This is a genomic window from Aeromonas sp. Y318-3 (assembly GCF_027706185.1).
GTDB lineage: Bacteria > Pseudomonadota > Gammaproteobacteria > Enterobacterales > Aeromonadaceae > Aeromonas > Aeromonas veronii.
Window position 1 is genome coordinate 127,180 of the sequence record NZ_JAPDCN010000012.1, and the last position, 23,216, is coordinate 150,395.

22 protein-coding genes are annotated in these 23,216 nt (G+C 54.2%); 7 read left to right on the forward strand and 15 right to left on the reverse strand.

Annotated elements, in window-relative coordinates:
• The 3 genes from OKB77_RS16650 to OKB77_RS16660 all read right to left on the reverse strand — a co-directional run bounded on the left by OKB77_RS16650 (window position 1) and on the right by OKB77_RS16660 (window position 3,768).
• Window positions 1-1,119: an ABC transporter permease gene (locus OKB77_RS16650; protein WP_005340798.1), complete on the reverse strand. Its 1,119-nt coding sequence runs from the start codon at window positions 1,117-1,119 to the stop codon at window positions 1-3.
• The gene (locus tag OKB77_RS16655) at window positions 1,119-2,684 is read right to left on the reverse strand and encodes an ABC transporter ATP-binding protein (protein ID WP_069555542.1); all 1,566 of its coding nucleotides are present in this window, start codon (window positions 2,682-2,684) and stop codon (window positions 1,119-1,121) included. The genes OKB77_RS16650 and OKB77_RS16655 overlap by 1 nt, the downstream gene beginning before the upstream one ends.
• 85 nt (window positions 2,685-2,769) lie before the next feature.
• Window positions 2,770-3,768, reverse strand: coding sequence for a BMP family lipoprotein (locus OKB77_RS16660; RefSeq protein ID WP_005340803.1), 999 nt, complete (start codon window positions 3,766-3,768; stop codon window positions 2,770-2,772).
• A gap of 506 nt (window positions 3,769-4,274) precedes the next feature.
• Here OKB77_RS16660 and uvrD point away from each other — a divergent pair.
• The 3 genes from uvrD (at window position 4,275) to OKB77_RS16675 (ending at window position 8,375) form a co-directional block, all read left to right on the forward strand.
• Entirely contained in the window at window positions 4,275-6,446 is a 2,172-nt protein-coding gene (gene uvrD / locus OKB77_RS16665) for a DNA helicase II (protein ID WP_041209786.1), read from the forward strand.
• Window positions 6,447-6,676: 230 nt separating this feature from the next.
• On the forward strand, window positions 6,677-7,828 hold the full coding sequence (locus OKB77_RS16670) for an ImmA/IrrE family metallo-endopeptidase (protein ID WP_005340807.1): 1,152 nt from the start codon (window positions 6,677-6,679) through the stop codon (window positions 7,826-7,828).
• Entirely contained in the window at window positions 7,800-8,375 is a 576-nt protein-coding gene (locus OKB77_RS16675; protein WP_005340809.1) for a DUF4411 family protein, read from the forward strand. The genes OKB77_RS16670 and OKB77_RS16675 overlap by 29 nt, the downstream gene beginning before the upstream one ends.
• Before the next feature lie 201 nt (window positions 8,376-8,576).
• Here the strand turns inward: OKB77_RS16675 and OKB77_RS16680 are convergent, their stop codons facing one another.
• Both OKB77_RS16680 and OKB77_RS16685 read right to left on the reverse strand, forming a co-directional pair.
• Complete coding sequence (locus OKB77_RS16680) at window positions 8,577-9,350, reverse strand: hypothetical protein (RefSeq protein ID WP_265776223.1); 774 nt, start codon at window positions 9,348-9,350, stop codon at window positions 8,577-8,579.
• Window position 9,351: 1 nt separating this feature from the next.
• On the reverse strand, window positions 9,352-9,789 hold the full coding sequence (locus OKB77_RS16685; protein ID WP_017788673.1) for a DUF2846 domain-containing protein: 438 nt from the start codon (window positions 9,787-9,789) through the stop codon (window positions 9,352-9,354).
• A gap of 360 nt (window positions 9,790-10,149) precedes the next feature.
• Between OKB77_RS16685 and OKB77_RS16690 the strand changes: the two genes are divergently transcribed.
• Together OKB77_RS16690 and OKB77_RS16695 are read left to right on the forward strand one after the other, a co-directional pair.
• Window positions 10,150-11,493 carry an MATE family Na+-driven efflux transporter gene (locus tag OKB77_RS16690; protein ID WP_265776519.1) on the forward strand — a complete coding sequence of 448 codons (1,344 nt, stop codon included), beginning with the start codon at window positions 10,150-10,152 and terminating at the stop codon, window positions 11,491-11,493.
• A gap of 161 nt (window positions 11,494-11,654) precedes the next feature.
• The gene (locus OKB77_RS16695; RefSeq protein ID WP_322874438.1) at window positions 11,655-12,137 is read left to right on the forward strand and encodes a hypothetical protein; all 483 of its coding nucleotides are present in this window, start codon (window positions 11,655-11,657) and stop codon (window positions 12,135-12,137) included.
• Between the two features lie 169 nt (window positions 12,138-12,306).
• Here OKB77_RS16695 and ydfZ read toward each other — a convergent pair whose 3' ends face one another.
• Entirely contained in the window at window positions 12,307-12,504 is a 198-nt protein-coding gene (ydfZ, locus tag OKB77_RS16700; protein ID WP_005342516.1) for a putative selenium delivery protein YdfZ, read from the reverse strand.
• Window positions 12,505-12,815: 311 nt separating this feature from the next.
• Between ydfZ and OKB77_RS16705 the strand changes: the two genes are divergently transcribed.
• Window positions 12,816-13,316 (forward strand): DUF1993 domain-containing protein, encoded by a 501-nt coding sequence (locus OKB77_RS16705; protein ID WP_005340817.1) that lies wholly within the window; start codon window positions 12,816-12,818, stop codon window positions 13,314-13,316.
• A 98-nt stretch (window positions 13,317-13,414) separates the two neighbouring features.
• On the opposite strand, the gene OKB77_RS16710 is transcribed toward OKB77_RS16705, so the two are convergent.
• The 6 genes from OKB77_RS16710 to OKB77_RS16735 form a co-directional block, all read right to left on the reverse strand.
• The gene (locus OKB77_RS16710; protein ID WP_139433489.1) at window positions 13,415-13,927 is read right to left on the reverse strand and encodes a cupin domain-containing protein; all 513 of its coding nucleotides are present in this window, start codon (window positions 13,925-13,927) and stop codon (window positions 13,415-13,417) included.
• A 267-nt stretch (window positions 13,928-14,194) separates the two neighbouring features.
• A complete protein-coding gene (locus OKB77_RS16715) occupies window positions 14,195-14,851 on the reverse strand; it encodes a DUF3313 domain-containing protein (protein WP_265776517.1) in 657 nt (218 codons plus the stop codon).
• Between the two features lie 389 nt (window positions 14,852-15,240).
• Window positions 15,241-16,371, reverse strand: a complete 1,131-nt coding sequence (locus OKB77_RS16720) for an ABC transporter substrate-binding protein (RefSeq protein WP_267519470.1) — start codon at window positions 16,369-16,371, stop codon at window positions 15,241-15,243.
• Window positions 16,372-16,428: 57 nt separating this feature from the next.
• Window positions 16,429-17,064 carry a LysE family translocator gene (locus OKB77_RS16725; protein ID WP_058059345.1) on the reverse strand — a complete coding sequence of 212 codons (636 nt, stop codon included), beginning with the start codon at window positions 17,062-17,064 and terminating at the stop codon, window positions 16,429-16,431.
• A gap of 40 nt (window positions 17,065-17,104) precedes the next feature.
• Entirely contained in the window at window positions 17,105-17,926 is an 822-nt protein-coding gene (locus OKB77_RS16730) for a helix-turn-helix transcriptional regulator (RefSeq protein WP_159142748.1), read from the reverse strand.
• 60 nt (window positions 17,927-17,986) lie between these two features.
• The gene (locus OKB77_RS16735; RefSeq protein ID WP_265776515.1) at window positions 17,987-18,703 is read right to left on the reverse strand and encodes a substrate-binding periplasmic protein; all 717 of its coding nucleotides are present in this window, start codon (window positions 18,701-18,703) and stop codon (window positions 17,987-17,989) included.
• A 298-nt stretch (window positions 18,704-19,001) separates the two neighbouring features.
• Here OKB77_RS16735 and OKB77_RS16740 point away from each other — a divergent pair, with 298 nt between their 5' ends.
• Complete coding sequence (locus OKB77_RS16740; RefSeq protein ID WP_058056425.1) at window positions 19,002-19,541, forward strand: hypothetical protein; 540 nt, start codon at window positions 19,002-19,004, stop codon at window positions 19,539-19,541.
• Window positions 19,542-19,584: 43 nt separating this feature from the next.
• On the opposite strand, the gene OKB77_RS16745 is transcribed toward OKB77_RS16740, so the two are convergent.
• From OKB77_RS16745 to OKB77_RS16755, 3 genes are all read right to left on the reverse strand, one after another.
• On the reverse strand, window positions 19,585-20,784 hold the full coding sequence (locus tag OKB77_RS16745; RefSeq protein ID WP_265776514.1) for a 3-deoxy-D-manno-octulosonic acid transferase: 1,200 nt from the start codon (window positions 20,782-20,784) through the stop codon (window positions 19,585-19,587).
• 246 nt (window positions 20,785-21,030) lie between these two features.
• On the reverse strand, window positions 21,031-21,996 hold the full coding sequence (locus tag OKB77_RS16750) for a glycosyltransferase family 2 protein (protein ID WP_150389993.1): 966 nt from the start codon (window positions 21,994-21,996) through the stop codon (window positions 21,031-21,033).
• On the reverse strand, window positions 21,971-23,215 hold the full coding sequence (locus OKB77_RS16755) for an O-antigen ligase family protein (protein ID WP_005355655.1): 1,245 nt from the start codon (window positions 23,213-23,215) through the stop codon (window positions 21,971-21,973). The genes OKB77_RS16750 and OKB77_RS16755 overlap by 26 nt, the downstream gene beginning before the upstream one ends.
• Window position 23,216 lies beyond the last annotated feature (1 nt).

Consider the following 23,216-nt stretch of genomic DNA (forward strand, 5'->3'; position numbering starts at 1 on the left):
TCAGACTCCTTTAGCTTGTGCGGCTGAGCGGTTGGCAAACGCCAGATAGAGCTGCTCGATGCGCGGACGCATCATGTGCTCAAGGGCGCCACAGAACAGGATCACCAGACCCTGCAACACCACCACGATGTTGCGGTCGACACCGAACTCGAAGCTGAGCTCGGCGCCCCCCTGATAGAGGAAACCGAACAGCAGGCTGGCGATGATGACGCCGACCGGGTGGTTGCGCCCCATCAGCGCCACCGCGATACCGGTGAAGCCGAACCCTTCCACGAAGTTGAGCTTGATCTGGTGCAGTTCACCCTGCAGCACGTTGAGGGCGAAGAAGCCCGACAGCATGCCGGAGATGACCATCGCCAGGATCACCACCTTGGGATAGGAGATACCGGCATAGGCGGAGGCGCTTTGGCTGGCGCCGACCGAGCGGATCTCGTAACCCCAGCGGGTGTGCCAGATAAAGACCCACACCAGCGCCGCACAGATCAGCGCCCAGAAGAAGCTGATGTTAAGTGGACTGTTGGGGATCTCCATCCCGAACAGGCTCGCCAGCCCGCTCATCTTGGGCAGCCAACTTGCTTCGGCAAACACCTTGCTCTCGGTCGCCATCGAGCCGGGCGGCTTGAACACCTCCACCAGCAGATAGGCCATCAGGGAGGCGGCGATGAAGTTGAACATGATGGTGGTGATAACGATATGGCTGCCGCGCTTGGCTTGTAGCCAGGCCGGAATAAAGGCCCAGGCCGCACCGAACAGACCACCGGCAATGATGGAGAGCGGCAACAGCAGGGCAAACGGCAGCACATCGCCGAGCATCAGACAGACCAGCCCCACGCCGAGCCCGCCGATATAGGCCTGACCTTCACCACCGATATTGAACAGACCGGCGTGGAAGGCGACCGCCACCGACAGACCGGTAAAGATAAAGCCGGTTGCGTAGTAGAGGGTGAAGCCGACCCCTTCACCTGTGCCGAACGCGCCGTACCACATGATCTTGGCGGCATCGACCGGGTTGATGTCGAGGTAGTAGAACAGAATGGCCGACACCAGGAAGGCCAGCAGGATGTTGACCGCAGACAAGACGCCTACGGAGACCCAGGCAGGAATACGTACTTGGCTCATCAGTGGGCCTCCTTGGCTACTTCGTCCGGCACTATGTTCGCCATCATCAGGCCGATAGTGCGCTCATCCGCCTTGGCACCATCCAACTCGCCGACGATGCGGCCATCGGCAATGACCAGAATGCGATCTGCGAGGCTCATGATCTCGTCCAGCTCCACCGAGACCAGCAACACCGCCTTGCCCTTGTCGCGCATGGCGATGATCTGCTGGTGGATATACTCGATGGCGCCGATGTCGACCCCGCGGGTCGGCTGGCCGATCAACAGCACATCCGGGTCCTGCTCAACTTCACGGGCGATCACCAGCTTCTGCTGGTTGCCACCGGAGAAGTTGGCAGTCTTGTGATCGGGATGAGGCGGGCGCACATCCCACTTCTCCATCTTGGCCTGACAATCCTGCTGGATCGCCTCCTTGTTCTGCAGCCACCCCTTGTTGTATTGCGGGCGACGGTGATAACCGAGAATAAAGGCCTCTTTCGCCTCGAAGCGGTTGATCAGCCCCATCTTGTGGCGATCTTCCGGCACATGGCCGAGGCCGTAGTTGCGCACCAGCTCGGGATCGGCCGGGTGCTCAGCGCTCACTTTGTGCACGCCGCTGCGGCTGCTGATGGTGAAGCTGCCCTTGCTCGGCTTGAGAATGCCGCCAAGCAGACTGAGCAGTTCAGACTGACCGTTGCCGGAGACCCCGGCGATGCCGACCACTTCACCGGCCCGCACCTCGAAGCTGACCGATTTGACCCGCTCCACCTTGCTGGCATCGACGTAGCTGAGCCCTTCGATCTTCAGCTTGGCTTCACCGGGTTGGGTTGGCCCCTTGTCGACCTTGAGGCGCACCTTGCGGCCCACCATCAACTCGGCCAGCTGCTCCTTGTCGGTATCCTTGGTGGCGACGTGGGCCACCATCTCGCCACGGCGCATGATGGAGACCTGATCGGTAATGGCCAGGATCTCCCGCAGCTTGTGGGTGATAAGGATGATGGTCGCCCCCTGATCCCGCAGCTTTTTCAGTACCTCGAACAGGTGATCCGCCTCTTGCGGGGTCAGTACCCCGGTCGGCTCGTCGAGGATCAGGATGCGGGCGCCGCGATAGAGCGCCTTGAGAATTTCGACCCGCTGTTGCAAGCCAACCGGCAGATCTTCGACCTTCTCGTGCAGCGGCACGTCGAGGCCATAATCCCGCGCCAGTTCACCAAGCAACTTTTCGGCTGACGCCACGCTCTGCTGAAGGTGCCAGCCGTTCTCAGCGCCGAGGATGACGTTTTCCAATACGGTGAAGTTATTGACCAGCATGAAGTGCTGGTGAACCATGCCCACCCCTGCGGCAATCGCATCTTGTGAGCCATGGGGTTTGAAAGGATTCCCGTCGATCAGCATCTCGCCTTTGTCGGCATGGTAGAAACCATAAATGATGCTCATCAGGGTGGACTTACCGGCGCCATTTTCGCCGACAATGCCGTGGATACTGCCTTTGCGAACCTTAAGGTCGATCAGCTTGTTGGCGTACACTTCGCCGAACCGCTTATCGATACCTCTTAATTCGATGGCATAGCGATCTGTCTGGTCCATGATGCAGCCCTGCGTTTCATGAAATAAGACTAAAAACCGGCCCGTGCGGGCCGGTGGTGCGTTGAGAGTCGTAGCAACTATCTAATTAGTATTTGCAGGTGTTATCGCTCATGTAGTCATGAACCTTGACCTTGCCAGCGATGATTTCAGCCTTGATGGCATCCACCTTGGCTTTCATTTCCGGGGTGATCAGCTTCTCGTTGTCCTTGTCGAGCGCCCAATCCACACCGCCTTCGGCCAGACCCAGGTTCTTGATACCCGGCTTCCACTCGCCTTTGGCAGCGTCATCCCAGGTCTGGTAAGCAGCCAGACCCACAGACTTGACCATGGAGGTCAGCATGGTGCCCGGTTGCAGGTGGTTCTGGTTGGAGTCCACCCCGATGGCGAACTTGCCGCTGTCCTTGGCTGCCTGATAGACACCGATACCGGTACCACCAGCTGCGGCGTAAACCACGTCAGCGCCCTTGGCGAACTGGGACTTGGCCAGCTCGGCACCCTTGGCCGGGTCAGCAAACGCGGCCGGGGTAGAGCCCGCCATGTTCTGGAACACTTCGATCTTCGGATTGACGAACTTGGCACCCTGCTCGTAACCGCACTGGAATTTGCGGATCAGCGGGATATCCATGCCACCCACGAAGCCGACCTTGCCGCTCTTGGAAGCGATGGCAGCCAGCGCGCCCACCAGGAAGGAACCTTCATGCTCCTTGAAGATGACGGACTGGACGTTCGGCTTGTCGACCACCATGTCGATGATGGTGAACTGGGTTTTCGGGAATTCGGTCGCCACTTTCTCTACCGCAGAACCCATGTTGAAACCGACCGCCACGATCGGGCCGTTGCCACGGCTGGCCAGACGACGCAGACCCTGCTCGCGCTGGGCTTCGTTCTGGGGTTCAAACTCTTTGACCTTGACGCCCTTGTCCTTGTTGTAGAGCTCGACGCCGTTACGGAACACGGCTTCGTTGAATGATTTGTCGTACTTGCCCGCGGTGTCATAAATGACGGCTGGCTCGGAAGCAGCCTGAGCAGAGAGAGCAGCGAGAGTGAGGGAGGCCACAGTGGCCAGCTTGAGCACTTTAGTCACGATCGTATCCTTGATTGTTATTAAGTGAGGGAACTTGCTTGCCTGTCAGAGCAGGCTATCTAGCACGCAGGCTTACTCTAAGTCAGCCCCGATGCGGGTCAAGCAAATGATAAGGGAAAAACGTTTGCGTTAACGGTTTGAATTCTAAGCAAATAACCTTATAAGCAGTTGTTTTTTAGCTACTTTTCAGTTTTTTATGCTAACAACCAAAAGACCCAAACGACATTTCTCTTATTGTTCAGCAAGTTACTGTAAACCGTTTTCCCCTCTTATTCATCCAGCCCCCCGGCAAGCCCGTGATCCGGCTCGCAAAATCCCCACAAACCGCGCGAGCAAGGATTGGCTACAGCTGGAAACCTCCCCGCCCTCCTCTCTCTGCACCAGCCAAAAATGGCCGCACCGGCGCCCCTGCAAGCGCCCATCTCACCCCTACCCCCGAGTTTGGATTTGGTCTGGCAGGGGGATGGCCGTATAATCCCCGCCTGTATAAATAAACAGGAGTGGTGATGGACGTTTCAACCCTGCTCGACGGGCTCAACGACAAGCAAAGAGATGCCGTTGCGGCGCCCCGCAGCAACCTGCTGGTGCTGGCCGGTGCCGGTTCGGGCAAGACCCGGGTACTGGTGCACCGTATCGCCTGGCTGATGCAGGTGGAACGCTGTTCACCCTTCTCCATCATCGCGGTCACCTTTACCAACAAGGCGGCGGCCGAGATGCGCGGCCGGGTCGAGAAGGTGATCGGCGACGGCGTGCGCGGCATGTGGATCGGCACCTTCCACGGCATCGCCCACCGTTTGCTGCGGGCCCACCATCTGGATGCGGGCTTGCCGCAGGATTTCCAGATCCTCGACTCCGACGACCAGTACCGCCTCATCCGCCGGGTGCTCAAGGCGCTCAACCTCGACGAGAAGCACTGGGCCCCGCGCGCCGTGATGGGCTACATCAACGGCAAGAAGGACGAAGGGCTGCGCCCCGGCGACATCGACCTCTACGGCGATCCCGTCACCCGCACCTATCAGCAGATCTACAAGACCTATCAGGAGACCTGCGATCGCTCCGGTCTGGTGGACTTTGCCGAGCTGCTGCTGCGCGCCCACGAGCTGTGGCTGAACAAGCCGCACATCCTCGAGCACTACCGCGACCGCTTCCAGAACATCCTGGTGGACGAGTTTCAGGATACCAACGGCATCCAGTACGCCTGGCTGCGGATGCTGGCGGGCAACAGCGGCAAGGTGATGATCGTCGGCGACGATGACCAGTCCATCTACGGCTGGCGCGGCGCCAAGATCGAGAACATCCAGCGCTTCCTGACCGACTATCAAGGCGCCGAAACCATCCGCCTCGAGCAGAACTACCGCTCCACCGCCAATATCCTCAAGGCTGCCAACAGCGTCATCGCCAACAACGCCGAGCGCCTTGGCAAGGAGCTGTGGACCGAAGGGGCCGAGGGCGAGCCGATTTCCCTCTACGCCGCCTTCAACGAGGTGGACGAAGCGCGCTTCGTGGTCGGCCGTCTCAAGGATTGGAAAGAAAAAGGCGGTCTCTTGGCCGACTGCGCCATCCTCTATCGCTCCAACGCCCAATCGCGGGTGCTGGAAGAGGCGCTGATGCAAGACGCCATGCCGTACCGCATCTACGGCGGCTTGCGCTTCTTCGAGCGGCAGGAAATTAAAGACGCCATGGCCTACCTGCGGCTTATCAACAACCGTGGCGATGACGCCAGCTTCGAGCGAGTGGTCAACACCCCGACCCGCGGCATCGGCGATCGCACCCTCGAGATCCTGCGCGGCAACGCCCGCGATCAGGGGCTCAACCTGTGGCAATCGGCCAAGGCCCTGCTCAACGACAAGGTGCTGACCGGTCGCGCCGGAAACGCGGTGCGCGGCTTTGTCGAGCTGATCGACGCGCTGGAGGAGCAGGTCGCCATGCTGCCGCTGCACCAGCAGGCGGATATCGCCATCCAGAACTCCGGCCTCAAGGCGATGTATCTGGCGGAAAAGGGTGAGAAATCCCAGGCGCGGGTAGAGAACCTGGACGAACTGGTCACCGCCTGCCGCCAATACCAGCGCCCGGACGAGCTGGAGGATATGAGCGATCTCTCCGCCTTCCTCGCCCATGCGGCGCTGGAATCCGGCGAGAATCAGGCCGACGAATATGCCGATGCGGTGCAGCTGATGACCCTGCACAGCGCCAAGGGCTTGGAGTTCCCGCTGGTGCTGCTGGTCGGCGTCGAAGAGGGGATGTTCCCCAGTCAGCAATCGACCGAGGAGTCGGGCCGGCTAGAAGAGGAGCGCCGCCTCTGTTACGTCGGCATGACCCGCGCCATGGAGAAGCTCTACATCTGTTATGCCGAGAGCCGCCGCATCTATGGCCGCGAGATGTTCCACAAGCCGAGCCGCTTTATCCGCGAAATGCCCGCCGAGTGTCTGGAAGAGATCCGGCTGCGCACTCAGGTCAGCCGCCCCACCCAGTACGGCCGCTTTAGCCAGAACGAGGTGCAGCAGAGCTTTGACGCCAGCGGCATCAAGCTCGGCCAGCGGGTGCTCCATCCGAAATTCGGCGAAGGGGTGGTACTCAACTTCGAAGGGGTCGGCCAGCAGAGCCGGGTGCAGATCCAGTTCGACGACGTCGGCGCCAAGTGGCTGGTGACAGCCTATGCCAGACTGGAAGCGCTCTGATTTTTCCTGCTTTTTGAAAAACCCAACCCGGCTTAGGCCGGGTTGGTTGTATCCAATCATACGAACTTAGCTAATCAAACCTTAGCGTGATAAATATCTTCTGAGTGCGGGATTTGATCTCTAATTTGTTATTCTGTAACTGTGATCTAGCCCCTATTTTTGTATTGTGTTTATTGCCGCCTTTATGCAATAAATAGTCGAGTAGATTATGTATACGATTGAGCTTTTAAATGGAAACTATTGAGTTATCAACGACGGTACTAGATTGGGCTGCTAGATCCAGTGGTAGTTCTTTGTCAGATGTGGCTCAGAAAATATCAAAAAAGAGTCTAGGTGTAGAGAAAATTGTATCTGGCATAATGACCTATGCTCAGGTCAAGAAGTTTTCACAGCTTACTGGTATCCGTGTTGCTGATCTTTTTCTTGACTCACCACCACCGCCAAGGCGCTTGCCTATTGCAGATTTTAGAACAGTGCAATACGCAGAGGAGATCAATGATGATTTCTTTGATGTTTATGATGACATCATATTTAAGCAGTCTTGGTACCATGATGAGCGTAAAAACAACGGATATTCGGAATTAGATTTTGTTGGGCGTTTTAATAAGACAAGAAATGTTTCAGAATTAGCTAATGATATCAGAGAAACACTAGGATATTCACTAAGTGAACTCGAGTCATTAAAGAAACCAGATGATTTGTTTTCATTGCTATCTAAAAAATCCGAGGATATTGGCATTCTCATTTTTAAAAATGGCGTGGTAGGAAATAATACTAGGCGACCAATATCTGTTAATCAGTTCCGTGGCTTTGCCATTTGTGATAGGTATGCACCTGTCATATTTGTAAATGGTTGTGATGCCCCAGCAGCATGGGTTTTTACGCTGGCTCATGAGCTAGCTCATATTTGGATCGGTGAAACAGGAATATCTGATGGAGCCGCTGCAACGCAGATTGATGTTGAAAGATTTTGCAATTCTGTTGCGGCAGAATTCCTTCTTCCATCCCAACACTTTATTTCAACATGGCTTTCACTTAAAAGTGAAAATGCATTTATAAAAATATCTGAAGTAAAAAAGGCATTTAAAGTAAGCGAATTTGTAGTTGCAAGAAAAGCATATGAGCTTAAATTTATTGATATAGATGTATATGAAGAAGTCTATAAAAGATTGCGATTTATTGCGAAGCAAAATAGGGAAGCAAGTTCCGGTGGTGATTTCTATAGAACACTGGCGATAAGGAATAGCAAACGATTTACTAAAGAAGTAACAAATTTAGCTATATCAGGAAAAATTACTCTTGGACAGGCAGGAAGATTGCTGAATACAAACCCAAATAATGTGGTGAAATTCTATGCTAAGCAACACTCGCTATCTATTTGACTCTGATGTAATGATATCAGCAGCTCGTATCCATTATTCACCAGAGTTTTGTCAGGTGTTCTGGGATTGGCTATTGCAGGGCCACAAAAATGGTGTTTTTTATAGCATAGATAAAGTCAAAGAAGAGCTAATGGATGGTAATGATGACCCTCTTTCAAAATGGGTCTCCTTACCGGAAATGAAAGATTTTTTCATGAAAAGTAACGAGGTAGCTGCAACCTGGGGCAAGTTAGGTAGATTAGCAAGAGAGCCAAGTAGAGGCTATAAAGATTTCGCCATAAATAAGTTTGTGGATGATAGTAAAGCAGATGCATGGCTTATATCCTTTGCAGCGAGCAAAGGTGACTTTGTCATTGTAACAAATGAGAGGTCTGCCCCTGATAGTAAAAGAGAAATAAAGTTACCAGATGCAGCAGATTGGCTTGGTGTGAAAACAGTGAAACTGTATGACCTATTCCTGAAACATGCTGGAAGTAATTTCTCTTGGTCAACACATAAGCCATCTGCAGAGATGAGAAAATCACTTATCAACCAAGATTATAACTAAGACTGTAGGTTCGATTAGCGAAGCATAATCGGACGATCGCGTGATTGGTGCTTGCTACGGACAAGTCCTTTCAGGAGTTTACCTCCGCACCAATCCGGTGGATAGATGTCGTTCGTCACGAGGCAGCAGAAGATAATCCGACCACAAATTTACATGCCCATGCTGATATAGCTCATAAGAATAAGTGGCCGTTCTATCTGTCTATCTATCTGGTTCATTAACGTGGCAGCTCTTCACATCGATGATGAAGTCAATAAGCTGTATTTTTTCATCGGCTCTTATTATTGCATTCTGAAATAAAAAGCCGAATATATAAAGAATGATAGATGCATATGCTATCGGTTGTGCCCATGATGAGGCTCCACTATTACCGATTTGGTTAAGTGATATTAATACGGCAACCAAACCGGGGAAGATACCTATCTTATCAATCCCACCTATTAATAGAGATACTTTGCTATTGAGAGTATTCCTTTCAGTTTTCATTCTGCTTGATATGTATTTAAGCTCTTGTATTGGAAAATACATCAGAGCTTTATAAAGCAAAGCATCATAGCGAACGGTGACTTTAGTGTTATGGATAATCAAACTAAATGGCTTAGATAAAATCTTTATAAAATCTTGCCAGTTTGCGAATAGTATGAATAGGTGCTGCAGTATAGTACCAATATATGAAGTAAAGAGGAATATCAAACCTGTGAATGCAATGCCACTGCTATCAAAGTATAAGTTAATACCAAGACATAAAAATGACAATGTTAGAGGTAAAACAACCAATGCCTTGAATATTATATTTGACCACCGTTCTTTCTTTTTTACAGCTGTATTTCTTTTTCGTATTTCATAACGATAGTGGTTATTTATAATCGATAAAACCGCAGTTCCATATCCATTTCTAAACATCATAATTAATACTATCCAAGCTCTATTCGTCTCAATATATTGATCCCAGCCACATATAATGGCTGGGCTCAACCTACTTAACCAACTTGCTCTCCATCACCCCTTGCTTGCCCTCCTCTTCACTGACCTGACTCAGCTTGGAGCGAGCCATCAGCAGGCCCATCTTGACCTCCTGCCAGACGTAGTAGTTTTTACCCGCCTCGGTGCTGAGGGTCAGGGTGGCATCGTTCTCCGACTTGGAGGTGATGGTGTGGCTGCCCGGTGTCACCTGCTTGAGGATGTAGGTGTGGGCCACGGTATCGCCGACCGCCATACCATCCACCAGCAGCGGCATTTTGACGGCCGCCCCGAAGGTCTCGTTGCGATAGATATAGAGGTTGGCCGCATCCTTGGGCGCCACAAACTGCTTGGCCTGCGCATCTGCGGTGGCATCGGCCATGGGTACGGAAGCACAACCGGAAAGCAGCGCCGCCGACAGCAGGGCGGCACTCATCATTATTTGCCTGAACATAGTCGTTATTTTTTAGTGAGTTAACGGGATTTAAAGGTTCGCATGAGCCTGCACTGGCTGACAATCGCTCAAATCGAGCGAGGTGTGACTCGGTTCAATTTTCCAGCATTTTACTGCCTCTTCCTGCCACAGCCATCCCTATCGCCAAATTGGCTACTGCCCTCAAACCTGACTGGTAGCAAAAGCAGAAGACATTGATTTATCTTGTCTTTCAGCCGTATCCATCCGGCGGGTTGGACTGGTTTTTAATGACGCGCTCATCCGAATATGTTTCGATATTCACCCCAACACCTCTCTGTAAGCAGAGCAATATCTGCACATCGACAACATCGCCAAGGACTATCAGTGCCTACTGGATTTATGAATCACACCCACGCCAGCCGACTGGCGATAAGAACCCGTGCATCTCTAAGCAGGATCAATTGGCCGCTCTACTTGGCGCTTTTGATCACAGCCGCTTTGCCGACCATCTATACCACCACGCGGATCAACTACCTTGGCGATCTCCCAACTGAGTGGGGAGTCAACATTGCAAGCCAGCTGGCCTGGGTCAATCTGGGGCTGGAGGTTGTGCAGGAAGCGCTGATTCTGCCGCTGTTCTATCTCTTGGGAAAAACACTCCATGAGCGTGACGCCACACTGAACAAGCTCAAAACAGGCCTCATTGTCACCGTCGGGATCTATTCCCTCTTTACGGGTCTCATTGCTCTCTTCGCTATGCCACTGGTGCAGGCTATGGCTCAAAGCCCGGAGCAAGTTGCGGCCACCGTGGACTATATACGTCTCGAAATGATTGGCACGACTCTCTTCAATGCGGTTCGCTTCCTGACCATATTCTTCGTCCTGCAAGATTGGCGCCGCGCCATATATACCGTTCTTGCCATCCAGCTTCTGGTCAGTGTCACCCTTGATACACTCCTGCTCAGCCAGTTTGAATTTAGCTTCCGGCTAGGGGTCAACGGCATCGCGTATAGCAACATAGTGGCAAGCATCTGCACCCTCGTTTATGCACTCGGGGTTGTCAGGCAGAGATACCGGCTCACCTCTGCTGACCTGTATGTGCAAGCCGACTTCGGATGGATGCGGGAGTGGTTCCGAGTTGGCAAATGGAGCGGCGTGGACTCATTGATACGGAATGCTTTCTTCCTCATTTTCATCATCAGAATGATCAATGTTGTCGAAGAACAAGGGACATTCTGGGTTGCCAACAGCTTTATATGGGGATGGTTACTGCTTCCGTTTTTACCGATGGCAGATCTCATAAAGCAAGATGTGTCACAAGGAGACAAGCTCCCGCATTGGGACAAAATGCTTGGCTATTTCACCACCTGCGTCCTCATTGCAATTGCATGGATACTCCTCTCACCGGGTTATGAATGGTTCATCAGAAACATCCTCAACACAGCGATCACCCAGCATCTTCACCTGATCCTGCTTTCGCTGCCGTTTTACATGCTGTTTATGTTCAACACCTGCATGGATAGCGTCCTGTATGGTCGGGGACAGACCCGTTATTTGGCCATTCAATCGGTGATCACCAACGTCACCGTCTATGGCACCGCCTATGTGTGCTACCTGCAAGGCTGGTTGACGCCATCCCTCGATGGCATAGCGATTCTCTTTGGGTGTGGTATTGCGGTGGACACGCTGGTGACCGGATGGCTCTACAACCGGCACCTCCGGCAAGAAAATTACGCAGTCTAGGCAATGTATGTTGCTAAAGCAGATGGCATCGCCCTGACGACTCAAACCGGCTTGAGGCAAAAGATGGGTATCCCAATAAAAGTACCGCCAGCCAAGGCGTCATGTTGCCCATCCCCAGATGAGAGTCATTAATGTCTAAGTTGATACCGACACTGCGCCGGATGGGGCGCTGGTTTTTGCGAAAAACGGCGCTGGCACTGCTGACCAGTCTGCTGTTTATGGTCTCGTTTACCCTGTTTCAATACGTATCGTGGTGGCCAGCCCTGACCGAGGATACCTCCCTCGAATGGAGTGGCCTCTCTTCAGGGCATACCTTTGCCGAGCTGGCCCCAACCATGCTGGAGTTCAGCGCCTTACTCGCTTGTGTTTTCTTACCCCTGTTTTTGCTGATACCCCGCCTGCTGTTGTTGCCGTTCTTTGCCGGGCTCTGGTTGTGGCAAACCTATGACCTCGCCTTTATGACGGCGACCGCCTCGACCTGGCTGCCACACGAGATCATCTGGAGCTTTATCCTGCCCCACACCCACTGGCTGCTGCTCACGCTACTGTCGCCTCTGTTGCTGATCCGCCATGCAGGCAGGCGGCTATTTGCGGCGGCTCCAGCCAGCCAATCAGAAATGAGCCACCTTGCTGGCAGGCCGTAAGCCACGGGATCTTTCGATGACGCTTCGCTGATCGAATCAGCTCGATGGCTCAAACCGGCTTGAGGCGATGCAATATCAGGGTGGGCAATAGAAGAAGGGAGAGCAGAAACCCGGCCGTCAGGCGCGGCAGCCGGGTGAATTGTAAAGAGTAGGGTGACAGGGAAAGGGATCAGCCTAGTCTAATCAACTCGATGGGGGCGTAGCGCTCCCCGGAGTTTGCCAGCAGCACGCACTTCTCATGCTCCGCCTGATAGGGGGTCATATTGTCGGTGTGGGCCTCTTTCAGAAAATCGACTGCGCCAGTGGCGGCAATCATGACGCGCTGACCCAGGTTCAGCACATTGCGGTTACGGTCATAGATCTTCATTTCATTCTCCTTTTCTTGTGTCCTGGCGAATGCGCAGGCGTCTGTCCAGGACAACGGCATTCAGCCTACGCCCCTGAAAAAAGGTGATTTATGTCACAGATCAAAAAAGGGGTGATAAGGGACTCGCAGGCTCAAAAAGCGAGCATGGCCCCTTGGCCAACGGCTGTCGCACGCAGTGGTGCAGCCCTGCACTTTTCGTCGCGGCAGGCTCGAACCCGGCAGCGGTTGGGGTATATTGGTGGCCGATTAGCCAGTCTCATTCACTGTGGCCGCGCAAGCGGGCCGCTGTTTCAACAAGATGGAGAGTGCTCATGAATCGCGACATTACCGCCCAGTTCATCAAGATGCTGACCAACCTCGACCACTGTCTGGCCAAGGCCGAAGCCCACGCCGCGGCGAAGCAGTTCAACGTGGAGAACTTCTTCGGCGAGCGGCTGATCGTCGATATGCTGCCGCTGTCCAAGCAGGTGCTGATCTGCTGCGATTCGGCCCGCGCCGTGGTCGCCACCGCCAGCCACAGCGAACTGCCGGTGCTGGGTGATGACCCTAAAACGATCGCGGATCTGCGCGCCCATATCGGCAAGACCATCACCTATCTGCAAGGCAAGCTGGACGCGGACTACAGCCAGTACGCCAGCGGCCGTTACGTGCCCCACTGGGCGGGCGGCAAGGGGATGGATGGCCATACCTGCGTCCATGAATACGGCATTCCCAACTTCTACTTCCACCTCACCATGGCCTACGCCCTGCTGCGCCGCGCCGGGGTCGATCTCGGCAAGCGCGACTATCTGGGCGGGCTCAACCTGCAATAAGCGCTGCCCACTCGGTGCGAACAGATAGCAAAAGCCTGCCACGCGGCAGGCTTTTTTATATCGGGTGGTGCATAGCTGGTGCGCAGAAGAGCTGCGCCCTAGAAGGGGCCGTTGCTCTCGCGCAGCTTGTCGGGCAGGCCGTCGTGATCCCCCAGCTCGCGCTCGGGCACGTCATCCCAGTGCAGCTTGCCAAGGGTGATATTGCGCTCGGGATGAACGGCGTAGTGGATGCGGTTGTCCTCCCGGTCGGTATCGCCGATGCAGAGCAGCCGGACAGTCTCTTCGGTGTTGTTGATAAAGGCGTGGGCTAGTCCGTCACCGGCCTTGAAGCCCACCGAATCCCCCGGTTGCAGCCGATAGAGCACGCCATCGAGCCAGACATCCGGCGTCCCTTCCAGCACGTGGACAAACTCGTCTTCGGTCTTTTCGGCATGGGGCCAGCTGGTGCGATGGCCGGGCTCGACAATCTCGTGGTGAATGCCGATACGGCTAAAGCCGAAATGCTTGCCGAGGGCGCAGCCGCGAGAAAGGGGCTCCTGACTGCCGGAGTAGTAGCGCGGCGTCTGCTCTTGCAGCTCGCGCCAGTGTTTGATGCAGGGGTGGCGATTCATAGCGGTTCCTTTTCCATGAGGATGCAGTCACGGGAAGGGTCATCCTAACTGCCAAAATGCGGGCGAGAAAAGCAGAAATCGGTCGGCCCACTTCGCAGCAGATGGTGAAAAGACGGACTCGGCTGCGGGTCAATTCCCATCCTGCAAGGGCTGTACGGCCATGCCAGCGGCAGCGGTGCGGACAAAAATGGAGACAAAAAGAGGGAGCCGCTGGCTCCCTCTCTCGATCTGTCTGCACCGGTTTTCTGAGGCTCTTATTTCCTGCTCTTATTTCCCCAGATTGTCCGCCAGCTGTTTGGCACGATTGGCCGCCCACTGGTCGATCATCTTCTCCATCTCCTCGGCGGTGATAGGCGAATCCTTGTGGGTGCTGTCCGGGCTCTCGCGGGCATCCATCACCCGCACCAGCAGCTTGCCGCTCCGGGAGTCGAGCAGCTGGGCCATGCTGCCCACCTTGAGCAGGTAGGGCTCCTTGCCGATCACTTCACGGGTGACGTTGATGGCGATCTTGGCTGGCAGCAGGTCACGCAGCTTGGGGTCGGGGCGGGTCAGGTCGAAGTTGGTGACGGCTGCCTGGATCCGCATGACTTTCGGGCCGGGGGCGGTGGCGATCTTGACGCCCTGCTTGATCAGCTCGCTTTGGAACTTGTCGTGGTAGTAGCGGCCAATCTGGTTCTGTTCGTTGGCGGTCAGCAGATACCACTGACCGTTCTCCTGCCGGATAAACTGCAGCGGATCGAGCAGCACCTCATTGTATTGGCGCAGGTCAACGCCCGGCTCCTTGTAGACCCGCTGATTGGGGTTGCTCTCACTCTGCTGGAAGGCTGTCAGCGGGATCGCCTGCAAGCTGTGGGATACCTGATTCTTGACGGCGCAGCCACCCAGCAGGGCCGCAGCCACGGCAACCATCACGACCTTTTTCATATTTGCTCCTGCATTTTACTGTTTGTTTTTGCTGTGGATTTCGCACCACATGGCTGGAGAACCCGTGCCGGATGCCGCCAATGTCACAGAGAAATAACCTATTCATCACCTTCCTACAAGGGACAGATCAGGATTGTTCAGCTCACATCCAAGTTGTCACAATTGAGGCACTTTTGTACAGGGTCAGCCAGGGTACGAACGGCAATCTGGCGAGGGTTCGGTTGTTTAATCCGGCTAAATGGGATTGCGGAAAGCGCTCAGTTTTTCAAACGATGGGGGCCAGCGAGCGGCGTGAGTTGAACGGGGGAATGCCCTGGAACGCGCGATGACCGATCACCATCCATCTTGCGCAAACTTGCCTGCCGCCGGAGAAGCGACAGGCTCATTCATCAGTTATCGAGATCCCAGGGACACTGCTTGACCAGCCCCTCTTTGCCGCTGGCGACGATCGCCTGCTGCACCATCCGTTTGTAGCGATTCTTGATATGGGCGGGCAACGCGGGCACCAGCAGCCGCTCGTCAAACTCCGGCAGCGGGCGATCCGGCAGCACCGCCTGCTCCTGCGGGCTGAGGGGCGGCCGGGAGGCAATATTGCTGGCCGAAATGGTGGGCGTGCCCACCAGCATCTGGCGTTGCAGCGGCGCGCTCAGCAGAAAATCCACCAGCAGGTAGGCGGCCTTGAGCCGTGCGGGATCATCCCCGACATGGCGGGCGATGGAGATCGCATCGAGGGCATAGATGGCCCCCTCCTGCACCATGGCGATCCGCCACTGCTGCTCGTTCTGCTTGTTGCACTCCACCAGCTCCAGCCCCCAGGTGGTGGCAAAGGTCTGCTGGCGCAGATCCTCACAGCGGTTGGCCTGATTGAACCAGAAGCCGCGACTGGCTCGCAGCCGCTGCGAGAGCTGCTGCTCCACCTCTTGCTGCAAGGTCTTGTCGGCCAGCATCTCGCCGCTGGCAAACAGGGCGGGCGACTTGCCAAGCGAAAGCAGCACCGAGAAGAGCAGCGGCTCGAACTGGTCGCAGAACTCGGCAAACTGGCCCGACGGCGAGCTGTTGGCGAGCACCTGCCAACTGGTGGGCGCTTGCGGCACCTGCTTGCTGTCATAAGCGAGGCTGAACATGGCGTAGGAGAAGGGCACCGAGTAGTTGCGCTCCCCCTGCTTGTCATACTCGGTGTTCTTGAGGGCGGGCTTCACCTCGGCGTAGTGCTGCAGGCGACTGAAATCGATGGGGAGCAGCAGCTTGAACAGCGGCTGGTGATGGGCCTTGTAGAAGTAGCTGGTCGGCAGCACCACATCGGCGCTGCGGGTGCGCAGGGAGCGGTAGACGCTGTCGAAATCGGTCAGCAGCGGCTCGATCCGGCTGACCGTCGCCTCCACCCCATGGGCTTTGGCGTAGTCGGCAAACTGTTGTTCATAACCCGCAGGCAGATAGCCCCACTCCAGCAATTTGAGCTGAACCGGGGCCGCCAGCGCCGGGGTCATCCCCAGCAACCAGCAAAGAGGCAGTAGACGCATGGCCGGGCACTCCTGACAGGTAAACCTTGTTGGAGTATAGGCCCATGCGCCGACGCGTCAGGCCACCAGCTCGGCCCCCATGCTCGCCAGAATGGAGAGGCTGACCACCGCAAACAGCACGCCGGTCACCAGATTGAGCGGCCGCTGTACCCGCAGCAGCAGGCGCTGGGCACGATCGGTGGAGAGGCTCCACGCCAGCAGCCCGAACCAGCAGAGGGAGATGATGAAGAGCTCGCCCACCAGCAGGCTGCGGGTCATTCCATCCACCTCTGGCGTCACCATGGCGGCCAACAGACCGATAAAGAACACCAGCGCCTTGGGGTTGAGCAGATTGGTGGCAAGGCCAGTGCGCACGCCCCTGCCCCAGCCGCGCAGCTCGTTGGCGGCGCTGGCCATCACTGTACTGCTCTGCTGGCGAGCCGCCATCAGGGCGCCCCACCCCAACCAGCCCAGATAGAGGGCACCGCAGCACTTGATCACCATAAACAGCAGCGGGTGACTGGCGATCAGCATGCTGATCCCGGTCAGGCTCAGGGTGGCGTGCACCATGATCGCCAGCGAGATGCCCAGCGCAGCGCCAAGGGCGGTCGGCCGGTGCAGGCTGGTGCGCAGGATCAGGGCGAAATCGGGGCCGGGGCTGGCCAGTGCAATCAGGTGCATCAGGCCGAGGGTAACGAACAGACTGGTCAGCATAACAACTCTCGCTTTAACGACGGAGAGCCAGCATGGCGGATCAGCGGGGGACGCGGCTTGTAAAAGATTGCATCTGGGCACGAAATTCGGCGGGCGTCAGACCGAATGCCTGGCGAAAACCGTGGTGGAAGTGACTCTGATCGAAGAAACCGACCGCCAGCGCCACCTCGCTCACCGCCATGCCGCTCGCCAGCAGCCGCTTGCCCTGCTCCAGCCGCAGCCGTTTCAGCCAGGCATAGGGGGTCATGCCGCTGCGCTTCTTGAACTGGCGCAGGAAGGCGAAACGGTCGAGCCCGAGCAGCCCCGCCAGCTCTTCCAGCGAGTGGGGCTCGTCGAGGGCGGCCATCAGGTAGTCGCGCAGGAATCGCAACTGGGGATCGGCCAGCTGGTGTACCTCGGGGGCCAGATGCAGCAGCTCCCCCAGCAGGGCGAGCAGCTGGCTCTCGATCAGCAGGCCATCGGCCTTGGGGTTGTCGAGATAGCCGTGTAGCTGGGCAAAGCCCTGATAGAGGTCGGGGCGGCTCTGCAATCCCTTGTCGAAGAAGGGTTCCGGCTGCTCCGGCAGCCAGAGCGCCAGCTGCTGGGGATCGATGGCGAAGACCCGTACCTCGTACCCTTCCGGCAGCAGGCTGAGGCCATCGTGCACCTCGTCCGGGTTGACGGTAGAGAGCACCCCGCGCACCAGATGGTGGCTGTTTCCCTTGTGGATAAACTTCTGGCCACCCCGCTGCACCAGCCCGATATGGTAGTCGAGATGGACATGGCGGCCGTAGCTGAACGCCCTGTGGTGGGAGTGTGACAGCTCGACCCCCGGCAGGTGCGGGGATTGCCAGTAGCGGATGAGGGAATCGGTGGTATTCATGGGTTATAGATACACCAGAAGCGAGCCTTGGACTTGTAGATTATTGCACGCAACCCCCTCTCAACGCCCCCACAGCCGCGGGGTTGGCTCCACCAGCGAGGCGAGCGGCACCCGCTCCACCATCTGACGCATATGTTGCACCAGATCGGGATTGCCATCCCCCAACGACTTGTTCAGCACGATATGCACCTGCAGCGGGGTGACCGGCAGGTAGATGAGGCGGGTCGCCGCAGGAAGTTTGGCGCGAAAATGGTTGGCGGAAATATCGTTGGAGAAGAGCGCGGCATCAATCCGCCCGCGTAGCAACTTCTGCATGTTGCCATGCTCCCAGCTGAGCTGGGAGAGGGTGTCGATATGGATCTGCGGATGCTGCAACAGCGGCGGCACGATCGCCTGACTCGACCAGCCGATGGTAGTGCCGTAGAGATCTTCCTGCCGCTCGACCGAGTGAAGCCGCGATGGCATCAGTACCACCAGCACCGGCCGCAGCAGCAACAGGTGGGGGTCGATATAGCGAAAGTGACGAGCACGCTCGGGACTGTAACTCAGCAACGGGGTCAGATCGCACTCGCCGCTCTCGAGGTTGCTGAGCAGCCGCGCCACATTGAGCCCCTGCCACTCGATGGTGCGCCCGATCGCGGGTTCGATATGACGGCGAAAGTAGTCGATCACCGGCCCGGAGACCTCGCCCTGCTGATCGATGGTGACCAGCGGTGCCAGCTGGAAGACACATCCCCGCAGTGGCGCATTGGCCGCCACGGCTTGGCTGATGGTCATAAATGGGAGAAGAAGTGCCGATAGCAGTAATACCAAACGCGTGCCCGAACGAAAGATGCCCATAGGTGCCGACCCGATGCCCTGATAGCCATCAGCATGGCACAAGGCAAAGGGGCGGGCTATCCGCTCCCGACGCGCTTCGGCCTCTTGCGCCCCCGACTCCCATGACCAGTGGGCCCCGTTTTATTGAAGTGAAAATCAATAATCCCGCTGCTTTGATGGATTTTGGTCTCTTGAGATATAGTGCGGCACCATTCATCAAACCGGCGGGTGAGCGCCCCGCCGGACAGGTAGATTCATGAGACTGTTTTTGCTGTTGTTGTCGTTGTTTGCTGCGACCGTAAGTTCTGATGAAAAGCCGCGCCTGCCCTATTACGACTGGGGTCGCTGCCCGTTTGAAGGTTGTACCTATCAGTCGTGGACCACCAAGCAAGAGGTGATCGTCAGAGCCGAGCCATCCCTGACTGCCAAAGCGCTGTTCCGGCTACCTCGCGGCCAGCAGGTGGAAGGGCTGACCGGGGTCGTCATTACCGAACAACCGGGGATCGTCGAGATACTCAGATCGGTCAAGCTGGGCTACAGCAAGGAGGGCAAAGGGCCGCTGTTGAATATGAAGGCAGGGGAAACGCTTTATATCCTCGGCGGACTGGGCGAAGGCAATAGCCTGTTCTGGTACAAGGGCAAAACCTACATTCTCGATTATGACTATGCGCGCAAAGAGATCAGATACGGCCGGTCACCGCAGAACCAGTGGTGGGTAAAAATTCGGGACAAGCAGGGGCGTGAGGGTTGGGTTGCCGAAGCCAAAAACTTCGCCCATATGGACCGTTTCGAATAGTGATAGCCAGCCCCCCGAGATAGGGGTGCTGGCCGTGGATGACTCACTGCTTGGGTTGCAGCTTCATCTCTTGCAGATACTCCAGCACCTGGGTTTTGTAGTCCGCCTGATAGGAGAACTTGGTGCTGTCGCACGCCGCAATCAGGTTGACCGCGGTGCAGAACAGGGTGGCTGCCAGCAGCCCCTTGCCAACCCACTGCGGATAACGGCGGCTCCAACGCACCAGTAACAGCAGGATCGGGAACAGGGCGTAGGGGAAGATCAGCATCAGGTGCCAGTAGTTGAAGATGATGGGCGAGAGCGCCGCACTCACCAGCACCGCCAGCACCGCCGCCAGCGCATAGAGACCGAGCCAGCTTTCACCATCCACTGGCGCGCGGTCGCTACGCAACAGACGCGGCTTGAGTTCCTGCCACAGCTGCCAGTTGGCCTTGGCCGCCAGCAATACGGTCGCCGAGCCGACCCCGTAGATCACCACCCGCCACAGCCAGACTGCCGCCATCTGCAGGTATTCGTGCCCCGCCAACCAGATGAACTGGGTATCGTTGACCAGCTTGCTGGCAAACAGCCAAGAGCCGTAACGCAGCCAGTAGAGCACTGATTTCAGCACCGGATAGACATGCACCAGCCCCCAGCCGATATAGCGCTGACGCGCCTCGGGATCGACGTTCTGGGTAATATGGCTGTTGCTCATCACTTCCATGGCGTAAGGGATCAGGGAAGCACCGATCAGCAGGGTTGCCACCACCACCCCGCTCCAGCTCACCTTGAGAATGCGACGCCAGAACAGATAGGTGGACATTACCGCCAGCAGCGGCCAGGAGTAGTGCAGTTGCATCGCCATGCCGATGGCCAGCAGGTGAACGATCATGTGCCAGAAGGAGGCCCGCTCGCGCATATGCCAGGCCGACCAGCAGTGCATGGCCGAGAAGAGGAACAGATAGGAGGGGTTGTAGAGCAGACTCTCGTACTGGAACCAGGGGTTGAGCCAGCAGAGCAACAGAAACAGCAGACGCACCCTGTCATCAAACACCTGACGGATCACCGCATCAAACAGCAGGAATCCGACCAACCGCATCGCCAGCAGCAACACCATGGGGGCATAGGGAGAATCCCACAGAAGCAGCGGCCCGCCAATCAGCCAGGCAGACAAGCTCCCCGGCACATTGCCCACCGCACTCGCCGCATTGCCATAGCTGAGCCAGACCCCCTCATAAGCCCCAAGGTAACCCTTGTAGAGCATCTGGGTCTGGTCGCCGGTGAGGAGTTGGTGGCATAAGAACAATGCGCTACAAAATAGACCTAATAATAACCCCCCCCCCCATAAAACTCCGTGACTTGATTTTGAATTATAATTATTTCTTAACACGGACATCTCCAACACGCTTATTAAAACCACTTAAAATGGATATATAACCCACCAAGTTTTCCATGTCTATAATACTAACACAGCTATCTTGCCATGCCATTTACCAACCTAGTTACCACATTAACATACGTTCCTCTGGTGATGCCTCATAGAATTCCCCAGCTTTGCCGAGCAGATCATAAAAAAAAGTACTCTCCAGCGGCCCCTGAACCTGACACAACGTATCAGTTCTTTTAAAATAAACTTGAACTTAATGACTGATGCGCTAAGCCAAGAATAATTCTTGCTTAAAAAATAAAATAACGATATGTAAAATTCTTTTTCTATATTAATATTTCTTGTCGTACTTCCACCACCAAGATGCACTATTTTAGAAGATGGTACATAACTCACCTTCATATTCTCACGCTGCAACCTCAAACAAATATCCTCTTCTTCACAATATAAGAAATAGTTGCTATCGAAGCCGCCGACTTTAAAGTAATCACTTTTTCTAAAACACATTGCAGCCCCAGAGCCCATCTCGACATAAATAGGCTCACAGTACTCTTTCTTACGATCAGGAAATCTACGCCCTTTAAAAGCACAATATACTTTATCACCAAAAATAGAATTTATTATTCCTGGTAGATAAGCAAATGATGCCGTTCGTCTACCATCAACTTCATAAATAGAAGGAATCGAAAGAGACACTTGATTATTTTTTTCCATGTAGGAAACCAACTCTTTCAGAGCGTTTTTTTCTACTGTTGTATCATTATTTAAAAATAAAATATAGTCACCAACAGCATTATTTGCGCCAATAACATTCCCCATAGCGAAACCATGATTTATTTTATTCTTTATGAGCCGAATATGATTGCAATTTATTTTATTTAAGCCTGCTGCTAACAGTTCAACGTCTGCAGATAATGAACTATTATCAACAACAATAATTTCAAAATCTTGATAATCACTTTGCAATAGGCTCTCAATACATTTAATAGTGTATATTGATGAGTTGTAGTTCAATAAAACTATTGAAATCATATCTCCCCCAAGTAAAAGACTTTCCAGCTTGTTACACTTCTTCTTTATTTGTTTCATTTAGTGAAGTAATTAATAATGAAAAACATACAAAGAAAAATACAATCCCAGAATTATGGCTAATAAATGCTTGGGAAAGACTGTAATCTATGAGTGTTAGCGATGCCACAGCCATTAAAATATACTTCATCGATAAACTTTTTTTATACTTATAAAAAACTGATATCGGATAAAAATATACTAAACAAAGTGCAAACAATCCAATTATGCCACGTTTCGCCATCTCATCCAAAAACTGATTGTGAGCATGATAGTTGAAGTTATATATAAACTCAGAAATTTTACCCTGCTCTAACTGTTGCTTGTGTATCTGCCGAATACCATTATTACCCCAGCCAAATATTGGCTTTTTTTGAAAAGCATCCCAAGCACTTGACCACAATTGAAATCTAATACCTAAAGATGTATCCGGATTCTCACCATCAATGAACTGAACTATATCACTTTTTGCTGTTTTAATTCTGTCTAACACTCCGGTCTGAGGAGTTGAAATAATACCAAAACCACCAATAACAATGCATGTAAACACCCATAAAAAATAACGACGACCTGATCTTTGATAATGCATAACTATTGTGGTGATAATGACCGGAAGCAGCACCCATCCTCCTCTAGTGCCAGATAGAAAACTCCCCAACATCCCCATCAGACATGCCGCAAGCATAATTTTAGAAAAAACGTACTCATTATTTTCTCTATGCCAAAAATATGCACACAGACAAAACAGACCGAGTGTCATACTTATATTTCCTGATTGAATAGGCATTCCATCACCAAATGCACGCTCCATGCCAATATATATCTTGTCATATATTGCAATGAAACCGGATATGACAGCACCCAAAGCGAATCCGGACATGATGGAAACGAGGTGCACACGATGTTTGGATAATAACGGTAAAATTATGGCCGCCATTAAGGCTCTACTGGGTCGGTCTAGCTCTTTGAGTGCACCATTATCCAAGGAAATCGATATGGCCTGAACCATAAAATAAAAAATAAATATCCAGAAAAGGATCTTCGCCTCTCGTGACATGGCTAACCAATAATCAGCTCGCCAAAAAACAAACAGGCTCATTATTGATAATAAAACTGGACCATATGAATAACCACTAGGAATAGCCAAGCAAAGAGCACCAAAAAAAAATGCTGATGTTTGTACTAAGTTATGAGTCAGATGGCTGCGAAAAGGCATGATCAGTGGTGAGCAGATGGCCATT

What these genes read in the sequence shown, in the direction of transcription:
- OKB77_RS16735 (WP_265776515.1), bottom strand. Translation starts at nt 18,703, where the DNA reads ATGACCATCAGCCAAGCCGTGGCGGCCAATGCGCCACTGCGGGGATGT.
- OKB77_RS16740 (WP_058056425.1), top strand. Translation starts at nt 19,002, where the DNA reads ATGAGACTGTTTTTGCTGTTGTTGTCGTTGTTTGCTGCGACCGTAAGT.
- OKB77_RS16655 (WP_069555542.1), bottom strand. Translation starts at nt 2,684, where the DNA reads ATGGACCAGACAGATCGCTATGCCATCGAATTAAGAGGTATCGATAAG.
- OKB77_RS16755 (WP_005355655.1), bottom strand. Translation starts at nt 23,215, where the DNA reads ATGGCCATCTGCTCACCACTGATCATGCCTTTTCGCAGCCATCTGACT.
- OKB77_RS16725 (WP_058059345.1), bottom strand. Translation starts at nt 17,064, where the DNA reads ATGCTGACCAGTCTGTTCGTTACCCTCGGCCTGATGCACCTGATTGCA.
- OKB77_RS16690 (WP_265776519.1), top strand. Translation starts at nt 10,150, where the DNA reads ATGAATCACACCCACGCCAGCCGACTGGCGATAAGAACCCGTGCATCT.
- OKB77_RS16710 (WP_139433489.1), bottom strand. Translation starts at nt 13,927, where the DNA reads ATGAATCGCCACCCCTGCATCAAACACTGGCGCGAGCTGCAAGAGCAG.
- OKB77_RS16720 (WP_267519470.1), bottom strand. Translation starts at nt 16,371, where the DNA reads ATGCGTCTACTGCCTCTTTGCTGGTTGCTGGGGATGACCCCGGCGCTG.
- OKB77_RS16670 (WP_005340807.1), top strand. Translation starts at nt 6,677, where the DNA reads ATGGAAACTATTGAGTTATCAACGACGGTACTAGATTGGGCTGCTAGA.
- OKB77_RS16705 (WP_005340817.1), top strand. Translation starts at nt 12,816, where the DNA reads ATGAATCGCGACATTACCGCCCAGTTCATCAAGATGCTGACCAACCTC.
- OKB77_RS16715 (WP_265776517.1), bottom strand. Translation starts at nt 14,851, where the DNA reads ATGAAAAAGGTCGTGATGGTTGCCGTGGCTGCGGCCCTGCTGGGTGGC.
- ydfZ (WP_005342516.1), bottom strand. Translation starts at nt 12,504, where the DNA reads ATGAAGATCTATGACCGTAACCGCAATGTGCTGAACCTGGGTCAGCGC.
- OKB77_RS16730 (WP_159142748.1), bottom strand. Translation starts at nt 17,926, where the DNA reads ATGAATACCACCGATTCCCTCATCCGCTACTGGCAATCCCCGCACCTG.
- OKB77_RS16685 (WP_017788673.1), bottom strand. Translation starts at nt 9,789, where the DNA reads ATGTTCAGGCAAATAATGATGAGTGCCGCCCTGCTGTCGGCGGCGCTG.
- OKB77_RS16695 (WP_322874438.1), top strand. Translation starts at nt 11,655, where the DNA reads ATGGGGCGCTGGTTTTTGCGAAAAACGGCGCTGGCACTGCTGACCAGT.
- OKB77_RS16745 (WP_265776514.1), bottom strand. Translation starts at nt 20,784, where the DNA reads ATGCTCTACAAGGGTTACCTTGGGGCTTATGAGGGGGTCTGGCTCAGC.
- OKB77_RS16750 (WP_150389993.1), bottom strand. Translation starts at nt 21,996, where the DNA reads ATGAAACAAATAAAGAAGAAGTGTAACAAGCTGGAAAGTCTTTTACTT.
- uvrD (WP_041209786.1), top strand. Translation starts at nt 4,275, where the DNA reads ATGGACGTTTCAACCCTGCTCGACGGGCTCAACGACAAGCAAAGAGAT.
- OKB77_RS16650 (WP_005340798.1), bottom strand. Translation starts at nt 1,119, where the DNA reads ATGAGCCAAGTACGTATTCCTGCCTGGGTCTCCGTAGGCGTCTTGTCT.
- OKB77_RS16675 (WP_005340809.1), top strand. Translation starts at nt 7,800, where the DNA reads ATGCTAAGCAACACTCGCTATCTATTTGACTCTGATGTAATGATATCA.